The organism is Paenarthrobacter sp. 10L420, from assembly GCF_056395385.1.
This window is the reverse complement of sequence record NZ_JBFTJK010000007.1, coordinates 163,092-180,403: the sequence shown is the minus strand read 5'-3', so window position 1 is coordinate 180,403 and position 17,312 is coordinate 163,092. Positions and strand designations below refer to the sequence as shown.

Sequence of the window (17,312 nt, the reverse complement as noted above, 5' to 3'; positions counted from 1 at the left end):
GCTTCCTCGTGAGTCGAAATAGTAGACAGTCATGGGTTTTCCTCAACGATTCGATTCGTATTTGTGGGTCTCGATCAGCATAATTGCTAGCTCCGACAAAAGCTGTGAGCGCCCTGAACTAGGCCAGCCGAGTAAGCGAGGCGGCAGACCACAGCGCGGCCGACTCGCTCTGAAGCCGCCGGCGCTGCCGTCGCGACGTCCCTTCATCTCTGAGTCTCACCCAAGCAGCGCAGGACGCGAGCAGCATATGATGGTCTCCAACACGTGATGTGGCGCCATAAGCGCTCAGGTTGTGTGCGCGAGACGTGAATTTGACCTGAGGATGTCACGACGCAGCTAACCCAGCAGGTCGAAGTAGGCGGTTCCGGGGTTCCAATCAATGGGATGCATGAGCGTCCCCGCTGACGGGTTCAATGCGCTGTACATCATTCCGTCGCCTGCGTAGATTCCCACGTGTCCCCAGTTATTGGGGCCCTGGGGGTTCTGCACGACAAGGTCCCCGACCTGCGGGCTATCCGTCATTCGCCCGACCCGCCACTGTTCCACGCGCGGGAGCTCGATTCCAACTTGGCGGTAGATCCACTGAACAAAACCAGAACAATCCCACGCTTTGAATGCCGTGCCGCCCCAGACGTAGGCACCACCCAGGCCCGCTTGCGTGAAACGCAATATGTCCTGTCTGATTTGAGACAAGCCTTCTGCGGAGACTCGATCCGGCCCCCCGCTTTCCCTCGCACTGCACGTCGGGACCGTGGTGACACCCTGAAGCAGGTCCACGATGGCTGTCGCCTGTGGTTCCCATCGAGCATAGAACTCGGGAAACGCTGAAACTTGGACAGCTTGGGCTGCTTGCCCTTTGCTCATGGCAGACCAGCCTGGCACATCCAGCAAGCCTTGAGGACTACCTTGGTTCGGTCCAGACGTCCCGCCATAGAATGCCCGTGCGTTGTAAGTGACATCCATCAGCTCTGCAACGGTCCCCCATCCGGCCGCTGGTCGCTGTTGTGCAGAACCTACAGAGTCGTGGTCACTCCCGACCCCGTCATGAGGATAGAGAAATGAGGCGGGGACGTTGGCGTTCGCGAGCATCCTAAGGGTCGACTCCTGGAGAGACATCATTATGGCGATCACCATCGCCTCCCGAGGAACGCCAAGTTGCTTCCCGACGGAAATGTACCCCTGCGCCACAGCAATCTGCCCTGCGGAGAGTCCAACGGCGTGACCATCAGGCCGAGATCCACTGTTCTCGAGGACGTTTTGTGTGACGGCGCCGCCGCTGGACGCACACCCGACAGGTGATTCCGGCCTATCCCCCGCCAGCGCTATAGCGACAGCACTGACTACGACGCCCAGAGAAAGCACAATCACGAGAACGACGGCGGTTGCAGCCCGCAAGAGCGTTGTGCGCCTGGCTAGGGCCATCACCAAAGCCGGATGCGGCATCAGTAGACAATTCTGCTGGCGGACGTATAAAAGCCAACCATCTGGCACCGATCTGGCGGCGCGGTGGCCGCCGGCGGGCAATTGACCATTATGCTGACCGGTGCTGTATATGAATTGCTGCTACTCACCGTGTGGTCAACGACCTTAAGCCGAACCGTACAGACATGAAGCCCCGCCCACGGAGCCGGACGTTCGCGAACCTTTACGAGTTCGTTGTCGCATGCCATGGATTCGACCGTTGCTACCCGGTACGCAGCTTGGCCCGCAAGCGAAGCGAAGGATCCCGCATTGATGCCCGTTGCCTCAAACTCCTGGACGAGCACAGCCAATGGATTCGATCCGTCAGGGAGGACGAACCACCAGCCCCGAAGTCGGGCATACACGTCCGAATAGGACGAAGTTCGAGTATCCCAGCCGTAGATGGCCACGGCAGCCGCAGATGCAAGCGCCCGGTAGTCGGCAGTCGTAGGCGGAACCGACACTGGCGCTTTAGCGAGCGGAGCTGCCGTCGTTGGTTTCGGCGTAGGCGTCTGGGAAATGCTCGGCAAAGCCCGCGGCGTCAAAGATTCAGCCGTTGGGACACCCGTCCCCGTCGTTGACGGCGGCTCTCGCGGTCCGACCAGGACGAGGATGAGGGTGCCCAGGAGTATTGCGAGAGTTAAGCCAAACGCCCACCGTCGAGTCGGCCGGCGGCGCGAAGGGGTTTCCGTCATGTCTGCCTCCTAAACCCCTTCATGGCTCAACATTCCGATAAGCACATGACTCAAGCAGTGGAGGTCATAGAACTGCGAATGACTCTCCATGCCGTTTGATACAAGCGACGGGCAGTGCCGATTTGAACCGCCACATATCGATCAGTGACTTTGAACTCCTCGGCAACCGCAGCTATGGCAACCTGCCGTTCGACGCCGTGATGTTCGGGCAGAACGATTGCTTCGGCCACTCCCCGCAGCAGCGGACTCGGCAGACAACCGACGGCGTGCCGGCACAGATCATGCATGTCTTGCACAGCCTCAGGGTCTACATCCAACGCTTGGCTTATTGTCTTTGCAGTCTGCCGAACCGCAGTGACTGCATTCCAACGGCGACGGTCTTGCGGCGACGGAGGTGCATATCGTCGCGGTTCGGTAAGGCTGCCCACGGCAAGGCGCCACACCGGAGCTGACACCGCGGCACGAGTCAGCCCAAGCACCATGTGCGCCCATTCCTGATCGATGATCTCCGCGACATCGCGGTAGTCTCGTGACACGACCAGCACCGTCAGCTGCTGGAGAACGTCCGAGCTCTCACCGTTGCCCGGATCTAAAAGCAGCGGCAGGGTCTTGTGCCCGAGTTCCTTACGGACGTGCGCGGCACAAACATTTCCCGTGACACCTTGCACCCAGGCCTCGAATGGAACTCCAGGGATCGGCCGGTAGTTTCCGCGTGCCACCCCGTCCCAAACGGCCATCCTGATGTCCTGCATGACATCGTCCACATCGCACGAGCGACCGATCCGAGCCAAGTGCGAGACGACGTAGCGACGCACGCCTTCGACCGCTCCCATCATTTGGTCGATGGGTACTGTCAGGGTGGGTGTCACCGGACTCAGCAGCGAAATATCCACCGGGGATGGGTTTGAGTTCTCTATTTCAGCGTTGCCTGCCAAGTGTTCCAGGCTCATGGCTCTCACCGCTTCGACTAACGGATTCGAATATCTCCAGCGCCACCAGATGTGGCGAATCAACGTGGCTAGTAGCGATCTGACCACAACACAAGCTTCTAACAAATATTGTCAAAGATAATTAAAGTATCGTCAAGACTCCAGTTCTTACTTTTTCTATGTTGTTCAGCAAGAATGGAGGCATGCCACGGATCACGCAGCCTCACGACGACGCCTGGTCGCCCGACGTTGAAGACGCAGTGGCGACGTTCGGGAACCGCTCCCGGAATGAGATTCTGAGATTCCTGACGGCAAATGGTCCTGCGTCCAGAGGGGACATCGTCGCAGCAGTCAGCGCCGGCGAGCCCAGCGTCGCCAAACACCTCATCGCACTTGAACAGGTCGGCGCAATTGAGGTCGATGTGGAAGCCGGACGGCGCCACGGCCGCTCCCCTCGCTACTCAGCGAATCCTGCGCGCATCAAGGAGTTACTGGACGCCCATCTTCGGTATGTCTTGGAGGAGTAGCTGCGGCCCGCTCGCCATTCGGATGCAACCCGATGTCCTTGTTTAGATACTCGGAGATGGCGCGCAGCGTTTCCGGCGAGACGTCACCGAGCGTCCTAACTGCGAAGGACTTTACCCGAGCTGCCCTAAGTGACTTCACGAACTCCAACTGCGAATCGATGCGTTCCGGAATGTCACCTTCGACGCCGTTCAGCAAATAGGAGGGATCGACGTCGAACATCTCGCAGATAGCGGCGAGCAGCTGCGGATCACTAACCAGGCGTCCCGTGCCGTCCTTCATGTAGAACCATCTGGCTCTCGAGATCTTGATTCCTCGAGCGCGGAGCCCGGCCTCAATCTCGCGGAAAGTGACGGGTGAACCCCTCTCGGCTACAACGACATCGAGCAGCAGGTTTAGCCGGCGGGCGAGGGCGGCCTGCGGTGACAACGCGCCGTCGCGGCTAAGGTCTTTTGCCGGCATGCTCCACCCTTTCGACTGCCTCGTTCGATGAGAAATGATGCTGCGCTGCCATCAGTATTCCGCGAGCGCCGTGGCTAGACAATCCACCACACATTCAATCTGTTCCACGGCTCACCTGAGGCGTATCCTGTTGCTGTAGACCCGTCTACAGCAAGTGTCCTCCACAATCCTGAGCCGTGGTTTGAATGTCGACATACATCTTGATGAACCGAACACGGAGCCAGATCCTTCGTTTCCTTATCAGAAGCGGGCCATCGTCCCCCTGCGTGCTGGCTTCAGGGCTTCAGACTTCTCAAGCAACTGTTCGGCATCATCTCTTCATCCTTGAGTCGGCTGGTTACGTTCAGGCTTTGGCTGACCAGCGTTACTCCGCCCACGCCTCAATCGTCGAGGGCCAGCTCATCGACCTAGCGGCCCAGTACTTCGTGCAACTGCCTCCTACAACTGCGCAGCCGCTTGCTCAGGACTAGTGCCGGCCAACGGGAGACTGTGGAACCAGTCCTCGACTGATTGCTCCCACTTTTCGGCGTCGACATTCCACTCCAAAGAGTGGCCCTGGGCTTCAAACTCCACCAACTTGATGAGGTCTGGCCTCAGGCTGGCAGCTTTCCTTGATGCTTCGAAAGGTGTTGTGTCGTCCTTCGCCCCATGGAGCACGAGGATCGGTTTTTTCAATTCAGATGCGCGCGCCAGCCAATCCAGGGAATCGAGACATATCGGTTCAGCAAGGCCGGTCACCCAGCGGAGGGCCTTTGATCGAAGAATAATGAAGCCAAAGTGCACAAGCGGCCGAGGTAGTCCGGCCGCTTTGGCGTTCGCTGCCAGGGTCGTTCGCCAGTCGAAGACTGGCGCGTCGAGAACCATCCCGGCTACTCGCGAGGAATTCGGAGACAGGGCCGCTGCTTGAAGGGCGATTGCAGCGCCGAGTGACCATCCAAAAAGGACAATGCGTTCAGCGCCATTGGAAATGGCGTAGTTGATCCCGGCCTCGACGTCGCGCCACTCGCCTTGGCCGAGGTTGTAGCGGCCGTCGTACGACGGCGGGGCGTCCCCGTCGTTGCGGAACGAGACTACCAGCGACGTCATTCCCAAACGTCCTGCGACTGGTATGCCGCGAAGAGTGCCTGCCCGTTTACCGCCCATGCCGTGGATATGGATAGCCCATGCTCCGGGAGTTGCGACACCAGCGGACGGGTCAAATCTCCACGCTGGGGCGACACCGTTATCGACTGGAATCTCAACGTCTTGGTACGGCAGACCAACCTGCCCAGGTTTCGAGTAGACATACCCGCTCCAGATACCAGCCCTAGCTTGTTTGAGGTCACCAGAGTCCACTCGTTCAACCTCCCGGATTACTGTGCTCCGGTCGTGATTAGACTGAACGACAGGTCCTAAGCACGCGTGACCCATTCCCTGATCGAACCAAAAGCTGTAGCGTCCATGCGCTCGGGTTTGTTCAGTGGCCGGAAGTTCAATTTCGAGAGATCCGTCGCCCCGAGTGTGCACGGTACGAAGCTTCAACCCCTCACGGCGGCTGTATTTCGGGACTACAACCTGACGAGCAAAGTACGTTGCACCAGCGACGCCGGCAAGCAGAGCCGCGGATGCAGCAAGAAGTCCAATCTTCACAACCCTATGGCTGGTTGCTCCCGGCATCGTTCACCCCTTCGGCTCTCTTCCGTTCGTCGATTATTTGGCGGAGTCTCATCAGGGTATCGGGAGAGATCCCTTCCAACTGACGAGCGGCAAAGTTCCTTACACGGGACTCACGCAGCGTACGGAGAAGTTCCAGTTGAGCGTCTACGAGTTTGGGTATTTCCCCGGCATCCTCGAGGAGGTAGTCACGGTCCACGCCGAAGAACTCGGCAAGATTCCGGAGCAGCATAGGATCATTTGCCAGCGAGCTGTCCCCGCTGCGCATGTAGGCCCAGCGGGAGCGGGAAAGCGGAGTTCCACGCTGACTCATATGCCGATTGATTTCGGGGTAGGTCAACGCCTCCGATCCCTCCGCCTCATAGAGGTCAAGAAGGAGGTTAAGCTTGCGCGCCAATCTGGTCTGAGGGCTTTCAGAGGAACTGGCATCATCCGTCATGTCGCCTGTTCCCGCTTCCGTCTACGAACTGGAACTTGGCGCACGAAGGGTCCGGCAAGATAGTTCTCGGCAGCGTTCAGGACATTGAGGTCATGAATGTCCAAGGAGCTGCCTAGACCGGGCTCGACTAACAGGGCGTCCTGTACTTCAACAAGCATTCTATGGAGTCTTTGAGCCCGGTCCACTTGGCTGATCATTTCGGTGTCTCGCACCAGCCGTACGTCTTGCCGCTGCTTTGTCGTCTTATCCCAGATCTTTGTGAGACCGCTGACCAGCTCCTCCTCAGTCACGGAATCCCTGTGGCCGAGAACTCGACGCGCTAAGGGCGGGATCGCCAAACCCACGCACAGGAAAGCCATCGCCGCAACGACTGCCGCATCATAGATTGGCGAAACCGCACGCATAGCATCCAGGCGCCCCAGCAAATGCAAAATATCCATGACCAGCACTAGCGATACGAGGAGAACGGCGAAGCTACAGCCAACCCCGATGCAGGTAAATGCCGTGCGGAAGTAGGGTCTCAACATGTCCCCACGAAACCGGAAACACGTAAAACCGGTAACGCTAACCACGTAGCCGATGTATCCAAACTGGATGGACGAGTAGAGGGCAGCAGACCACTGGTCACCGTAATCCACCATGAACCGAGTGGAACTGCTCTGGGTGACGATGGCACTGAAGCTGGCTGCAAGGCCCACGATCACCGCGGCCAGGATAATAATGTCAACCCTGTCTCCCCTCTCGACTGCCTCTTCCGGCGTCGCCGCCCGGATGATTGCTCTCGAGAGAAAGTAAATCCCAATGACCATAGAGACATTGGCCAACAGGTCAACGAAGTTACGGCCGCCCAGAACCGAATCGATGACACCGTAGACCTGATCGATGTTTAATGTCAGGGCTACTGAAATCGTGATGGCCGCCGTAAGCACGCTGTGATCACGCCGTCTCCGCAGGCCAGGCAGGAGGCAAACGACGAGTAGCCAAATTAAGACAGCAGCCACAACCTGAATCATTCGAAAACCCTCTCGAAGGACCTTGGCTCCCTTGCACTATTTCTGATCGCTGATGCGAAGAGATCCGCTAGCGACTCCGCTGCGGCCTCCAGCTCATCGGTGAAACTGCTTCGGGCTAGGACACGAGAGACAAGACCCACCGGAAGGTTCGGGAAGAGAACTCCTATGTAGTCGGCCGGAACGACAAGTTCGTCATGCCTCAAGACCATGTGCCCGAGTTCGTGAAGGACAAACTGTTGCCGGTGCAGTCCAGACGGACTAACGGCGTGCAAGATGATTTCGACATCATCCGTGGAAAGCCAGAGTCCGCAGACAGAACCGCCGTTGAGCAGTCCGGCAGCTTCAATGTGTATTGGACGATGCCGGACAGCCTCGACAATTTTCACCAGGCGTTCCAGATTCAGGTGAGTCGGAAGCGACAATGAATTGAAGGCAGTCGCTGCGCGGTCCGCAGGCGATTGCCCAGGGCTATATGGGTCTATTTTCATGGGCATCCCCAGTGATGCGTTTCCCCCGGTTCGTTGATGACGCCAGGCCAGGTGCCATGCCCCGAGCCAAGCGCGAACCCTCGAATCCATTGAACTCCAGGACTCTGGACATGTCCAGAGCCTAAGAACCCCCAAGCGCTCAGAGGACGTAAACATAGAGTGTCCCATTGTGAGGCAGGCGGTTGCCAAACGGGTTTTCCTTATGCAGACGCTTCCGGACGACGGCAACGGGGCAGGTCGCCGGCTTCAATTAGAGAACAACACATCGCGCGTGAGCTCAGGCGCCACCTCCAACACCAAACCGCCAACGTACCCTGAACGGTCAGAATCGCCCGGCTTGTCACGAATGCGCGACTCCGTCTGCCGGTGCTTCAGCCAAGGCTCCGCGCCGAACGCCATGCCATGAGTGTCAAGCCAGAACAAGCCCCGGGTCTCACCGCCCCCGCAGACGTCTGCCCTGGCCTGCCGCTTGCCTCATTTGGCCTCAAGATGCCTCGGTGCGCCCCGGGCATGAAGTCCCCTCCGAGGCCTAGGGGCGGGCCCACGGCAATGCCAAACTAGTTTGTCAGATTCCGCAAGAAGTTTGGGTCGCTCTGCGCTTTTGCAGCCCTTGTAGTCAGTTCTGGTGCCTGTAGACGCGGACTCGGCCTTCGCCCTCGAATGGGTAGCTGCTGACGACTCCGGCTCCGCGCAGGCGTTCAAGAATCGAAAGGTGAGCTTGATCATTTGGCAGAGCCGGGCGCTCCGGGCCAGGGCCGGCGATGAGTGCATAATCACCACCCAAGTCCCGGAGCAATGCCCGCATCTCTTCGTCACTTAGTAGTTCGGAAGACCGGCTCAGCAGTCGGACAACGACTTCGTCACCGGGCTCTGAACTGATCGCCATTTTGATCCTCCCGTAGTCCATCGAGATCTCCAAATGGTCCGCATAACGAGCTGCAGCGCGGAGTCCTGCGCGATGATCGACGGCATAGATGGGCAGGTCTTCTAGAACCATCCTTTTTACTTCCGGCGGGATCCTCGTGCTGGCAAAGAGTTCAGGTAGGTACTCCGCGGGAAGAACAGACGGAGTCATGAACTCCACGAATTGTTCCGATGCTTCGATTGCGGCCTCGAGGCTCGGCCAGTCGAGTAGGAGCGCGCTTGCGAATGCCGCCGGGTCATCACGAATGACCTTGTGCTCTAAAAGCAAGCCGATCAATTGCCCTGGCTCGGGCTGGACGTCTTCTACTGGGATTTGAAGGTCAGGACTCAGCAGGCTGACCGCGAGTTGGACACGGAGGCTTGGGTCCGGAAGGTCTTCTCGAGAGGCCAGCAGGGTGATGGCCAGTGCGGTCCGTTCAGAGTCCTGTACATCGTCGATGGGTGTGGCGATGACATTGGTCCGCTGCAGGAGGTTTGCGAGCCCTGGGCCGACTCCCCCAAGATTTTCGATCAACGCTTTTACGTTCCCGAAAGTCGGACTTGTCCGCTGAGACCCGGCTAGGACTTCCCATGCCTCTGGCGGCACGGTTTGAAGGTCTGCAATGGTACATTCCGAGTCCGCGTGCCGAATGATCGCTTCTAGATGATTCGGGTGAGCCTGCCTGACGACGTCGTTGATGACCTGGAAGAAGTCCTCTGGCGTTGAAACCGTGACGTCGCCGCCGCCTAGGTCGAGTACCGAAAGGTATTGGTCGAGCCGCTCCAGAACATGAATGTAAACATTTTCGGCATTCTCCAAGATATCGTTCAAAGCCAGGGACTGCTGCCCAGTAAGCAGTCTAAGGTTTTCTGCGGTGATCATGTAGCAGCCTTGGTCGGCCACTGCTTCAATAGTCTCGAGACTTAGTGGGGCCAGGGAAGGTATCAGCGCACCGCTCTCGGCAATGAGCGAGATAGCTCCGATGACGTCGCTCATGTTGCCGCCACTGGTGAGTGATGCTATTTCCCCCGCGTGTGCTTCGAAGTAAGAGCGGACCTCGTCGCCCAAGGTGTACGTCAGGCCGGGGTTCCCGCTGACCAGAGCGGCATCTACAAGGCCTGAAGTCTGGTCTCCTTTGGTCTTAACCAGCCATTCGAAAACACCCGGCGTGATCGGCGTAAGTTCCTCGATAAACTTCCGGGCCTGTGCACCCTGGTCGAGATAACTGTCAGCGAACGGCACTTCAGCTTTTCCCCAGGCGGCAAGCTGTTCAATCACGATCTTCGCGAGATGTGGCTTCTTCTCGAGCAGGTGGTCCATGACCGAACAGTTGTAGATACTCCGATCCTCTAGTATTCCCTCACCCTTCTCAGCAATGATTGCATCAACGTCCTCACCAGTGAGGAAGTAATTCGAGTCAGCCTCTCCCCTGTCGATATGTTGGACGATGTAGTTCTGCGCATCCAGGGTGAGGTGGTTTCCGTAATAGGCCGAGACATAAAGTGCAAAGTAATCATTGATGTAACCATTAGCGACGAGCTGGCGAGCTAGCTCTGATCGAAGGAGCCGTTTGGTCATATCCCGGAAAGCTTCGCCCTTAGAGCGGGCCGGAAGGGTGAATTCCGGCCTCACCGAAAGTGCCTGCCAGGAGTGGTGACGGAGGAAATGCCGGCGGTCCTCAGCCTCCTGCCGAGTGCGTTCAAGATCTACCCGGTCCGATTTTTTCCAGGCTTCGGGATTGACTTCCATCCCGAGAAAAGATGATAGATCCTCGAAGGGTATGACGTAAGGCTGAAGGTAGGCTGGGTCGAAAGCGATTCTCAGGTCGCCCTCGTTATTGATAAGTTGAGTCCAGATTGAACCATCACGAATACTGATGCCATCTAATGCAGTTCCACCTATCGAAACAGTCGCCTGCGCCCGCCCTCCTTGGTAGCGTCGACCCAAAGTTTGGGCAACAGCCTCCAATCGACTGCCAAGGGCTTCACTGCGTTCCGCAATGGAATCAAGGCTCTGCAGCCGTGAACTGGCCGCGTTCGCTACGTCGGTTTGGTAGGCGATGTTTTCGTTGACGAGCTTTCGCCACTCGCTGTGAAGTTTGTCTAGTTGGCTGTCGCCGAAGCGGATCTTTTCGAAATCGGCCATGTGCACGTTCTTGTACAGGATCATAGAGAACTAGCGGTCAGGGTCGAGTCCGCTCAAGCGTTTGTCTGCAGGCATGTCGAGGAGCTTGTTGTCGAACACGTCGTACTCGTTGCGCATGTTGTTGATCAGGCGCATGTCCGCGACGTGGCGCGCCGCAAGGTCAATCAACCTTCGAGAAACGCCCGTGCCTTTCATGGTTTCGGCCATGAGGTCGCGTGCGTTCCTGTGTGTGATGAATGGCACCACGGGGACGACCATTTCGAAGAACTTTGTTCGATTGGCGCGCTCGACTTCCTCCCTCGCCTCGTCCCACTTGTCTTCGGCTACGGAACTTTCACCGATTTTCTCGAAAACGCTGTCCCGCAATGCGTAAACGAACTTCAAGTCCCGCTTGCGTCCGACTTGGCTCGCGCCGTTGAGGAGGGTGTTAAGCGCCTTCAGCGCCTCAAAAATATGCACATCGTTGAATCTGTCGATGTCCTCGAAGATCACGATGTCCCGCCCACTGACCTCAAAGAAATAGACAATCTCATCGAGATACTGGTCAAAGTAGCTGGACGGCTGCGATGACAGAGAAACCGTGGCCGGACCAGCGGTCATTTTTTCCAGAAAAACCCTGTTGTGAGTCAGCCACCGAATAGCCACCACGGACCCAGAAAGCAGTACGAACAGCAGTCCGTGCGCCAGCCATTGCAGAACCGGGTCCGCACCAGCCATCGCCATGAACGGTTTGTCAAGGCCAGTCAGGAACAACACACCTAGAGTAATGAGCCCGACTACCAGCCCAAAGACTGACTGCCTCCACCACCGGAACCGGGTGACCCTGCGGAACCTCGATCCCCGAGTCCTGGAAGGATCTTCCATATACAGGATCTGCTTGACTATCTCCTTCTCAATCCGGTTCGTCGGCGTTGCGGTCTCATCCAACAAAGCTCCCGCGGGCTCTTCGCCAGCTTCATTCCGCGGAACAGTCCCGACGGTGGAAAACGAAACTTCCACTACGCGTTTCCGGTACCTGTCAGCGACTGCACGCAAGATGCTGCTCTTGCCTGTCCCATATGACCCAGTCAAGGCGATATTTCGCACCGCGGGCTTATTCTCGATCGCATCGACCAGCAAGTCGACGTACAACTTGTGCTGGACCTCATCAAAGCCCGGAGCCAAACTGCGAAGCTCCGTAGGGGAGGCAAGATGTCCCGGCCCCGAAACATCAGAAACAGCCAGCCAGTTCGTCACTCGTCCCAGTAGAACCACGAGTGATCCCCTAAGTTGTCTCAGCCAAGCCTGAACCCTCCCAGGCGGACGGTGAATCTGTCCAGTCACGTCCCCAACGGAAGCCCCCAATTTATCTATCATGAACCCCTTATACCGGCTTTAAACCGAGTACCCAAACCCAACGCTCGACACAAGACGGCTTCGTGCCTTCCTATACCGATACTTACCTTCCTTCCCCATCCCGAGACACAGTGACGCGCTGCGCGCCCTTCACGCCGTGGCCCCCGAACACACTGGTGATCTAGTCGCCAGTAATTTTCAGGCTAAATGTCTGGTGAATACCTTTGAAGGAAATACTGTCGTAATGCGCCTGTTTTGGAGCAGCTGGTGCGACCTATCAAACGGGTCGTTTGCCTTCGTCGGGGTGGCGTCGCTCCCCCCGGCCGGCCTCGATGTCCGTCCTGTGGCCTTTATTTGCTAGTCGAGTGGAAGCGACCCAGCGTCCTTCTGTTGAAGTTCACTCAAATACGATGGCGTCATGCGTGAAACGACTGAGGTAGACGAGAAGTCAAAGCCATGGCGTTGGCCAGGCGAATGGATAAGGGATGAGAAGTTCTGGAAGGACGTAGCTAGTCGAACTCTCTCCGGCGTCCTAGCTGTGGGGGTCATCTACGTCTATGGCCTAGCCGTCGGCTACTTCCAAACGCCCATCATCGTGGGCACAACATTGGCAGCTACTGGGATGATCGGGTTCGTTATTGTCCTTGTCACCATGTTCGTCGTTGTATTTAGAATTGGCATCAAAAAGATCACCGGCCACGAAACGTTTCTCAGAAAATTTGAACTGTTTCTGGCCATCTCTGGTGCCATTCTCATCATCGGCACCATCCTTCTAGGATTTAGCGGTGCCTTCGACGGCGTCGCCCTTGAGGATGTACTGCTCTTTAGCTAGGGCACTGGACATAGTCACGCTAGGCGACAGTGGCGGCTATGCCACAATGACAATACAAGCGCTCCTGACTATCTCTCCTCATGGATCGATTCCGCTGACGCCGTCAGCCCACATTGCGAAATATGGTTAGACGAATACCTTCGAAGCACCGAGGTTGTGCCCACGACATCAGTTCTCAGTGGCTCCTGTTACCCCTACTTCGGGCAACCTTGCCATGTCCACGCATTTCTAACTCCGAGAAAGACGGCGCAACTTCGTGTGATCGTGAACGACTTCACCGTTAGTGGATCCACCGATCATGTCCTTCCTCAAAGTAGCTGCCATGAAAGTCAAGACGGAACGATCACGAACGGAGAGCCGTGGACCTGGAATTCTTCGAACCTGCCGAAGCTGCAGCACTGATGCGCTGCAGCGAGGGTTGGCTGCGCGACGGCGCTGCGGCGGGCCGATTTCCACACGCCTGCTGGGGCAAGGGAAAGATCGTCTTTACGTCTGAGCACATCGCGGAGATCGCTAGGATTAGTGAAATATTGCCCCGCTCCCACCCGGCACCAGATGTCAGTGAGCGAAGCAACACCAACACTCGGCTCATAGGGACAAGAGCCCGTAACCGGATGGCTTCTTAGGGGGAGCAAGAAGCAACAGCGTCAGCGCATGAACGCTGACACCGAACGCTCCGTGGCATCCGCCCCGGCCTGCAATGCCTCCGGCATGAGGTGCCCGTAAACGCCCTCTGTAGTCCTGGTCGAAGCATGCCCCAGACGCCGCGAGATCGTAAAGATAGGAACACCATCCTGAATCAACCACGAGGCATGGGTGTGCCGTAGGTCGTGAATGCGCGGGTTCTTCCGCAAGCCGCGTTCCTGTGCCGCTTTCACCGCCGGCACCCAATAGTGATGCCAGAACAATTTGTGCACGATCCGCTCCCCCTTGGGCGTCGTGAACAGCAGATCGCTGCCCGGTCGTCCGGCCACCAGGGGAATCAAAAGGTCCACGAGGGCTGGATTCAACCCGATGGTCCGTTTGCCAGCGCCCGTCTTCGTCGGACCAATGTAGAACTGGTTCTTACCGTCACGCTTCCAGGCCTTGTTTATCCGGGCCGTCGCCGGCTTTCCCAACAAGTCAATGTCAGCAACGGTCAAAGCCGTGGCCTCACCAAAGCGCGTCCCTGTCATGACCAGGAAGTTGGCGAAGTCCCTGTACCGCTCCCCCATGCCGTCCATGATGAGTCCGAACTCCGCGTGGGTGAGGAACATCATTTCGTCCTCGGCCTTCTCAACGCTGGGCAGCTGTACGCCCCGGCAAGGATTGCGAGTGATGTATCCAAGCATTTCCGCAGTATTCATCGACGCAGAGATCAGGCCGTGCACATTTTTGATCGTCTTGGGAGAGCGCCCTTTTGCCATCATTGACTTCACCCAGTAGGCGATGAGTCGATAGTCAAGTTTGTCCACGGGAACGTGTCCGATGACCTTCTTCACATGCAGATCGAGCATGGTCTGATAGGTTTTCACGGTTCCACTCGAGGGCCGGATCAATAGGTCGATATGTTCCTGGACAACCTCAGCAACTGTCGGCACACGCTTGGCGTTGGTGAGGATTGCGTGCTGGGCGATTTCGAAGTTCTGCCCATTGGCGTCAAGCAGTCGTTTGAGCGTTTCTGCTTCGGATTCACTGGCCACAGTAAGGCCTTGGGCCTTGCCGGTCTTGGGGTCCCGCCAGCGCACCATGAAGGACTTTGAACCGTCCTTTTTGGTGCGTGCAGAGATGCTGGCCATGCATAAAACGCTACGCCGCTGTACACACTTTGGGGGGTTTTGTACACAGTCAGGGGCCATATAGGCCCCTGACCTGCGATAACACTGTGCCCGAGGTGGGACTCGAACCCACACACCTTTCGATACCGCATTTTGAGTGCGGCGCGTCTGCCAATTCCGCCACTCGGGCGCGGATTACCGGGAAGTTAATTCTCGCTGACTGCTCTCATTGCTGTGAGCAACGCGATCCTTTCCCAGCACGCGAAACTACTCTACATGCAGATAGGCTGTTTTTCAGAACTGGGCGCGCGAGTGCAACAAAATCATGTGCCGCAGCGGTCCACACTAAGATGGACATGAACCCGCCGAACCTTTTCAAGGAGATCCCGTGACCGAACAGACGGAGTCCACACCCGCAGCCCAACTGGCCCGACGCGTCGTCGTAGCCGAGGATGAGACCCTCATCCGCTTGGACATTATCGAGATCCTGAAGGGCGAAGGGTACGACGTCGTCGGCGAGGCAGACAACGGCGAGAAGGCCGTGCAGTTGGCCGAAGAGCTGAAGCCGGACCTCGTCCTCATGGATGTGAAGATGCCCGTCATGGATGGCATCTCAGCGGCAGAGAAGATCGTCAAGGCCCGCATCGCCCCCGTAGTTCTGCTGACTGCTTTCAGCCAGAAGGAACTCGTGGAGCGTGCCCGCGACGCCGGCGCCATGGCCTACGTTGTGAAGCCGTTTACGCCGGCTGACCTCATCCCGGCCATCGAGATCGCGCTGTCCCGCCACGAGGAGATCAAGGCCCTCGAAAACGAGGTTTCCGACCTCCAGGAGCAGTTCGCCACCCGCAAGCTCGTAGAGCGCGCCAAGAGCCTCCTGACCACCAAGATGGGCCTCACCGAGCCGGAGGCCTTCCGCTGGATCCAGAAGACGTCAATGGACCGTCGCCTGAGCATGCGTGAGGTTGCTGAAACGATCATCAACCAGGTCAACTAGCACCAAGCAGTCAACGACGGCGGCCGGTCACCTACGCGATAGGTGACCGGCCGCCGTCGTGCCCGTTAAAGGGCCAAAACAACGCAAAACAAAGCGGGCCCCACCAACAAAACGTTGGCAGGACCCGCTTCACTCAAGCCTGAGCCAGGAACTTATGCCCTGGTCTTGGACTTCTTTTCGGGCCACGGACCCACAGGCTCCTTGCGCGACGCGTCCACGGAGGACGTGTCGGCGAGGTCGCCCACCTTGTGGACCTTCAGCGAGTTCGTGGAACCGGCCTGTCCGGGAGGGGAACCGGCAGCGATGACCACCAGGTCACCTTCCTCGACGATCTTCATGTCCAGGAGGCTGCGGTCAACCTGTGCGGTCATTTCGTCGGTGTGGCCCACTGTGGGGACCAGTACCGGCTGGATGCCCCAAGTGAGGGCGAGCTGGTTCCACACGTGCTCAACCGGCGTGAACGCGAAAACCGGCTTGACCGGGCGCAGACGCGAGAGGCGACGTGCCGAGTCACCGGACTGGGTGAACGTACAGATGTACTTTGCGTCCAGCTGGTCGGCGATTTCGACGGCGGCACGGGTGATGGCGCCACCGCGGGTCTTGGGCTTGGTGCCCAGCGGGGGGACGCGCTCGAGGCCGTGTTCTTCGGTGGACTCGATGATCCGGGCCATGACCTTGACGGTTTCGATCGGGTACTGACCCACCGAAGTTTCGCCGGACAGCATGACTGCGTCGGCGCCGTCGAGAACTGCGTTTGCGCAGTCAGAAGCCTCGGCACGCGTCGGACGCGGGTTGTCGATCATGGATTCCAGGACCTGGGTTGCCACGATGACCGGCTTGGCCCAGCGGCGTGCCAGTTCAATGGCGCGCTTCTGGACGATCGGCACCTCTTCGAGCGGGAGCTCAACACCGAGGTCACCACGGGCAACCATGATGGCGTCGAACGCATCGATGATTTCGTGGAGCTGGTCCACGGCCTGGGGCTTTTCGATCTTGGCGATCACCGGAACGCGGCGGCCTTCTTCGTCCATGATTTCGTGGACGCGCTTGATGTCGGAGGCATCCCGGACGAAAGACAAGGCAACCAGGTCCACGCCACGCTTGAGGGCCCAACGGAGGTCGTCCTCGTCCTTTTCGCTCAGTGCGGGGACGTTGACGGCAACACCGGGCAGGTTGATGCCCTTGTTGTTGGACACCTTGCCACCGACTGTAACGGTGGCAACAACCTTGACGTCGTCAACTTCGATGGCGCGAAGGGCAACCTTGCCGTCGTCGATCAACAGGGCGTCGCCCACGTTGACGTCTTCGGTGAGGCTCTTAAGCGTAGTGGAGCAGATGTCCTTGGTGCCGGGGACGTCTTCGGTGGTGATGGTGAAGATGTCGCCAACAGCCAGCTCGTGCGGGCCGTCAACAAAGCGGCCAAGACGGATCTTGGGACCCTGGAGGTCAGCCATGATGGCAACGGGCTTGTGCAGTTGCGCCGCAGCCTTGCGGACATTCTCGTAGGTGATGTCATGCACGGAGTAGTCGCCGTGGCTCATGTTCATGCGGGCAACGTCAACGCCGGCTTCCAGCACTGCAAGAGTGTTGTCATAGCTGGAGATTGCCGGGCCGAAAGTTGCCACAATTTTCGCGCGTCTCATATACCTACCCTAAGTAGTGTGCTGCTGATTGAGTTAA

At 57.9% G+C, this 17,312-nt stretch carries 16 protein-coding genes and 1 tRNA gene; 5 read left to right on the top strand and 12 right to left on the bottom strand.

The window, feature by feature from the left end; all coding sequences use genetic code 11:
- Positions 1-336: 336 nt before the first annotated feature.
- The 3 genes from AC1DD5_RS13175 to AC1DD5_RS13165 form a co-directional block, all read right to left on the bottom strand.
- Positions 337-669 (bottom strand): C40 family peptidase, encoded by a 333-nt coding sequence (locus tag AC1DD5_RS13175; RefSeq protein WP_477521708.1) that lies wholly within the window; start codon positions 667-669, stop codon positions 337-339.
- 773 nt (positions 670-1,442) lie between these two features.
- Positions 1,443-2,156, bottom strand: a complete 714-nt coding sequence (locus AC1DD5_RS13170) for a hypothetical protein (protein WP_477521707.1) — start codon at positions 2,154-2,156, stop codon at positions 1,443-1,445.
- 50 nt (positions 2,157-2,206) lie between these two features.
- Positions 2,207-3,106: a sigma factor gene (locus AC1DD5_RS13165; RefSeq protein WP_477521706.1), complete on the bottom strand. Its 900-nt coding sequence runs from the start codon at positions 3,104-3,106 to the stop codon at positions 2,207-2,209.
- 182 nt (positions 3,107-3,288) lie between these two features.
- On the opposite strand from AC1DD5_RS13165, the gene AC1DD5_RS13160 reads away from it, so the two are divergent.
- On the top strand, positions 3,289-3,612 hold the full coding sequence (locus tag AC1DD5_RS13160) for an ArsR/SmtB family transcription factor (RefSeq protein ID WP_091466822.1): 324 nt from the start codon (positions 3,289-3,291) through the stop codon (positions 3,610-3,612).
- Here AC1DD5_RS13160 and AC1DD5_RS13155 read toward each other — a convergent pair.
- A complete protein-coding gene (locus tag AC1DD5_RS13155; protein ID WP_477521705.1) occupies positions 3,566-4,072 on the bottom strand; it encodes a hypothetical protein in 507 nt (168 codons plus the stop codon). The genes AC1DD5_RS13160 and AC1DD5_RS13155 overlap by 47 nt on opposite strands.
- Positions 4,073-4,257: 185 nt before the next feature.
- Here AC1DD5_RS13155 and AC1DD5_RS13150 point away from each other — a divergent pair, with 185 nt between their 5' ends.
- The gene (locus AC1DD5_RS13150) at positions 4,258-4,542 is read left to right on the top strand and encodes a winged helix-turn-helix domain-containing protein (protein WP_477521704.1); all 285 of its coding nucleotides are present in this window, start codon (positions 4,258-4,260) and stop codon (positions 4,540-4,542) included.
- Here the strand turns inward: AC1DD5_RS13150 and AC1DD5_RS13145 are convergent.
- From AC1DD5_RS13145 to AC1DD5_RS13135, 3 genes are all read right to left on the bottom strand, one after another.
- Positions 4,511-5,215: an alpha/beta hydrolase family protein gene (locus AC1DD5_RS13145; RefSeq protein ID WP_477521734.1), complete on the bottom strand. Its 705-nt coding sequence runs from the start codon at positions 5,213-5,215 to the stop codon at positions 4,511-4,513. The genes AC1DD5_RS13150 and AC1DD5_RS13145 overlap by 32 nt on opposite strands.
- A gap of 490 nt (positions 5,216-5,705) precedes the next feature.
- The gene (locus tag AC1DD5_RS13140) at positions 5,706-6,038 is read right to left on the bottom strand and encodes a hypothetical protein (protein ID WP_477521703.1); all 333 of its coding nucleotides are present in this window, start codon (positions 6,036-6,038) and stop codon (positions 5,706-5,708) included.
- A 122-nt stretch (positions 6,039-6,160) separates the two neighbouring features.
- Positions 6,161-7,177, bottom strand: coding sequence for an MAB_1171c family putative transporter (locus tag AC1DD5_RS13135; RefSeq protein WP_477521702.1), 1,017 nt, complete (start codon positions 7,175-7,177; stop codon positions 6,161-6,163).
- 194 nt (positions 7,178-7,371) lie between these two features.
- Here AC1DD5_RS13135 and AC1DD5_RS13130 point away from each other — a divergent pair, with 194 nt between their 5' ends.
- Positions 7,372-7,602, top strand: coding sequence for a hypothetical protein (locus AC1DD5_RS13130; protein ID WP_477521701.1), 231 nt, complete (start codon positions 7,372-7,374; stop codon positions 7,600-7,602).
- Between the two features lie 679 nt (positions 7,603-8,281).
- Here AC1DD5_RS13130 and AC1DD5_RS13125 read toward each other — a convergent pair.
- Positions 8,282-10,714, bottom strand: coding sequence for a hypothetical protein (locus AC1DD5_RS13125; RefSeq protein ID WP_477521700.1), 2,433 nt, complete (start codon positions 10,712-10,714; stop codon positions 8,282-8,284).
- A 30-nt stretch (positions 10,715-10,744) separates the two neighbouring features.
- The gene (locus AC1DD5_RS13120) at positions 10,745-11,950 is read right to left on the bottom strand and encodes a YobI family P-loop NTPase (protein ID WP_477521699.1); all 1,206 of its coding nucleotides are present in this window, start codon (positions 11,948-11,950) and stop codon (positions 10,745-10,747) included.
- A 517-nt stretch (positions 11,951-12,467) separates the two neighbouring features.
- Between AC1DD5_RS13120 and AC1DD5_RS13115 the strand changes: the two genes are divergently transcribed.
- The gene (locus AC1DD5_RS13115; protein ID WP_477521698.1) at positions 12,468-12,881 is read left to right on the top strand and encodes a hypothetical protein; all 414 of its coding nucleotides are present in this window, start codon (positions 12,468-12,470) and stop codon (positions 12,879-12,881) included.
- A gap of 647 nt (positions 12,882-13,528) precedes the next feature.
- Here the strand turns inward: AC1DD5_RS13115 and AC1DD5_RS13110 are convergent.
- Together AC1DD5_RS13110 and AC1DD5_RS13105 are read right to left on the bottom strand one after the other, a co-directional pair.
- A complete protein-coding gene (locus AC1DD5_RS13110) occupies positions 13,529-14,659 on the bottom strand; it encodes a tyrosine-type recombinase/integrase (RefSeq protein ID WP_477521697.1) in 1,131 nt (376 codons plus the stop codon).
- A gap of 87 nt (positions 14,660-14,746) precedes the next feature.
- Positions 14,747-14,828: transfer RNA gene (locus AC1DD5_RS13105), tRNA-Leu, on the bottom strand.
- Positions 14,829-15,026: 198 nt separating this feature from the next.
- Here AC1DD5_RS13105 and AC1DD5_RS13100 point away from each other — a divergent pair.
- Positions 15,027-15,632 (top strand): ANTAR domain-containing response regulator, encoded by a 606-nt coding sequence (locus AC1DD5_RS13100; RefSeq protein WP_431119893.1) that lies wholly within the window; start codon positions 15,027-15,029, stop codon positions 15,630-15,632.
- 152 nt (positions 15,633-15,784) lie between these two features.
- Here the strand turns inward: AC1DD5_RS13100 and pyk are convergent, their stop codons facing one another.
- Positions 15,785-17,275 carry a pyruvate kinase gene (pyk, locus tag AC1DD5_RS13095; protein ID WP_431119891.1) on the bottom strand — a complete coding sequence of 497 codons (1,491 nt, stop codon included), beginning with the start codon at positions 17,273-17,275 and terminating at the stop codon, positions 15,785-15,787.
- Positions 17,276-17,312 lie beyond the last annotated feature (37 nt).

What these genes read in the sequence shown, in the direction of transcription:
- AC1DD5_RS13170 (WP_477521707.1), bottom strand. Translation starts at nt 2,156, where the DNA reads ATGACGGAAACCCCTTCGCGCCGCCGGCCGACTCGACGGTGGGCGTTT.
- AC1DD5_RS13165 (WP_477521706.1), bottom strand. Translation starts at nt 3,106, where the DNA reads ATGAGCCTGGAACACTTGGCAGGCAACGCTGAAATAGAGAACTCAAAC.
- AC1DD5_RS13160 (WP_091466822.1), top strand. Translation starts at nt 3,289, where the DNA reads ATGCCACGGATCACGCAGCCTCACGACGACGCCTGGTCGCCCGACGTT.
- AC1DD5_RS13155 (WP_477521705.1), bottom strand. Translation starts at nt 4,072, where the DNA reads ATGCCGGCAAAAGACCTTAGCCGCGACGGCGCGTTGTCACCGCAGGCC.
- AC1DD5_RS13150 (WP_477521704.1), top strand. Translation starts at nt 4,258, where the DNA reads ATGTCGACATACATCTTGATGAACCGAACACGGAGCCAGATCCTTCGT.
- AC1DD5_RS13145 (WP_477521734.1), bottom strand. Translation starts at nt 5,215, where the DNA reads ATGGGCGGTAAACGGGCAGGCACTCTTCGCGGCATACCAGTCGCAGGA.
- AC1DD5_RS13140 (WP_477521703.1), bottom strand. Translation starts at nt 6,038, where the DNA reads ATGAGTCAGCGTGGAACTCCGCTTTCCCGCTCCCGCTGGGCCTACATG.
- AC1DD5_RS13135 (WP_477521702.1), bottom strand. Translation starts at nt 7,177, where the DNA reads ATGATTCAGGTTGTGGCTGCTGTCTTAATTTGGCTACTCGTCGTTTGC.
- AC1DD5_RS13130 (WP_477521701.1), top strand. Translation starts at nt 7,372, where the DNA reads ATGCCTCAAGACCATGTGCCCGAGTTCGTGAAGGACAAACTGTTGCCG.
- AC1DD5_RS13125 (WP_477521700.1), bottom strand. Translation starts at nt 10,714, where the DNA reads ATGGCCGATTTCGAAAAGATCCGCTTCGGCGACAGCCAACTAGACAAA.
- AC1DD5_RS13115 (WP_477521698.1), top strand. Translation starts at nt 12,468, where the DNA reads ATGCGTGAAACGACTGAGGTAGACGAGAAGTCAAAGCCATGGCGTTGG.
- AC1DD5_RS13110 (WP_477521697.1), bottom strand. Translation starts at nt 14,659, where the DNA reads ATGGCCAGCATCTCTGCACGCACCAAAAAGGACGGTTCAAAGTCCTTC.
- pyk (WP_431119891.1), bottom strand. Translation starts at nt 17,275, where the DNA reads ATGAGACGCGCGAAAATTGTGGCAACTTTCGGCCCGGCAATCTCCAGC.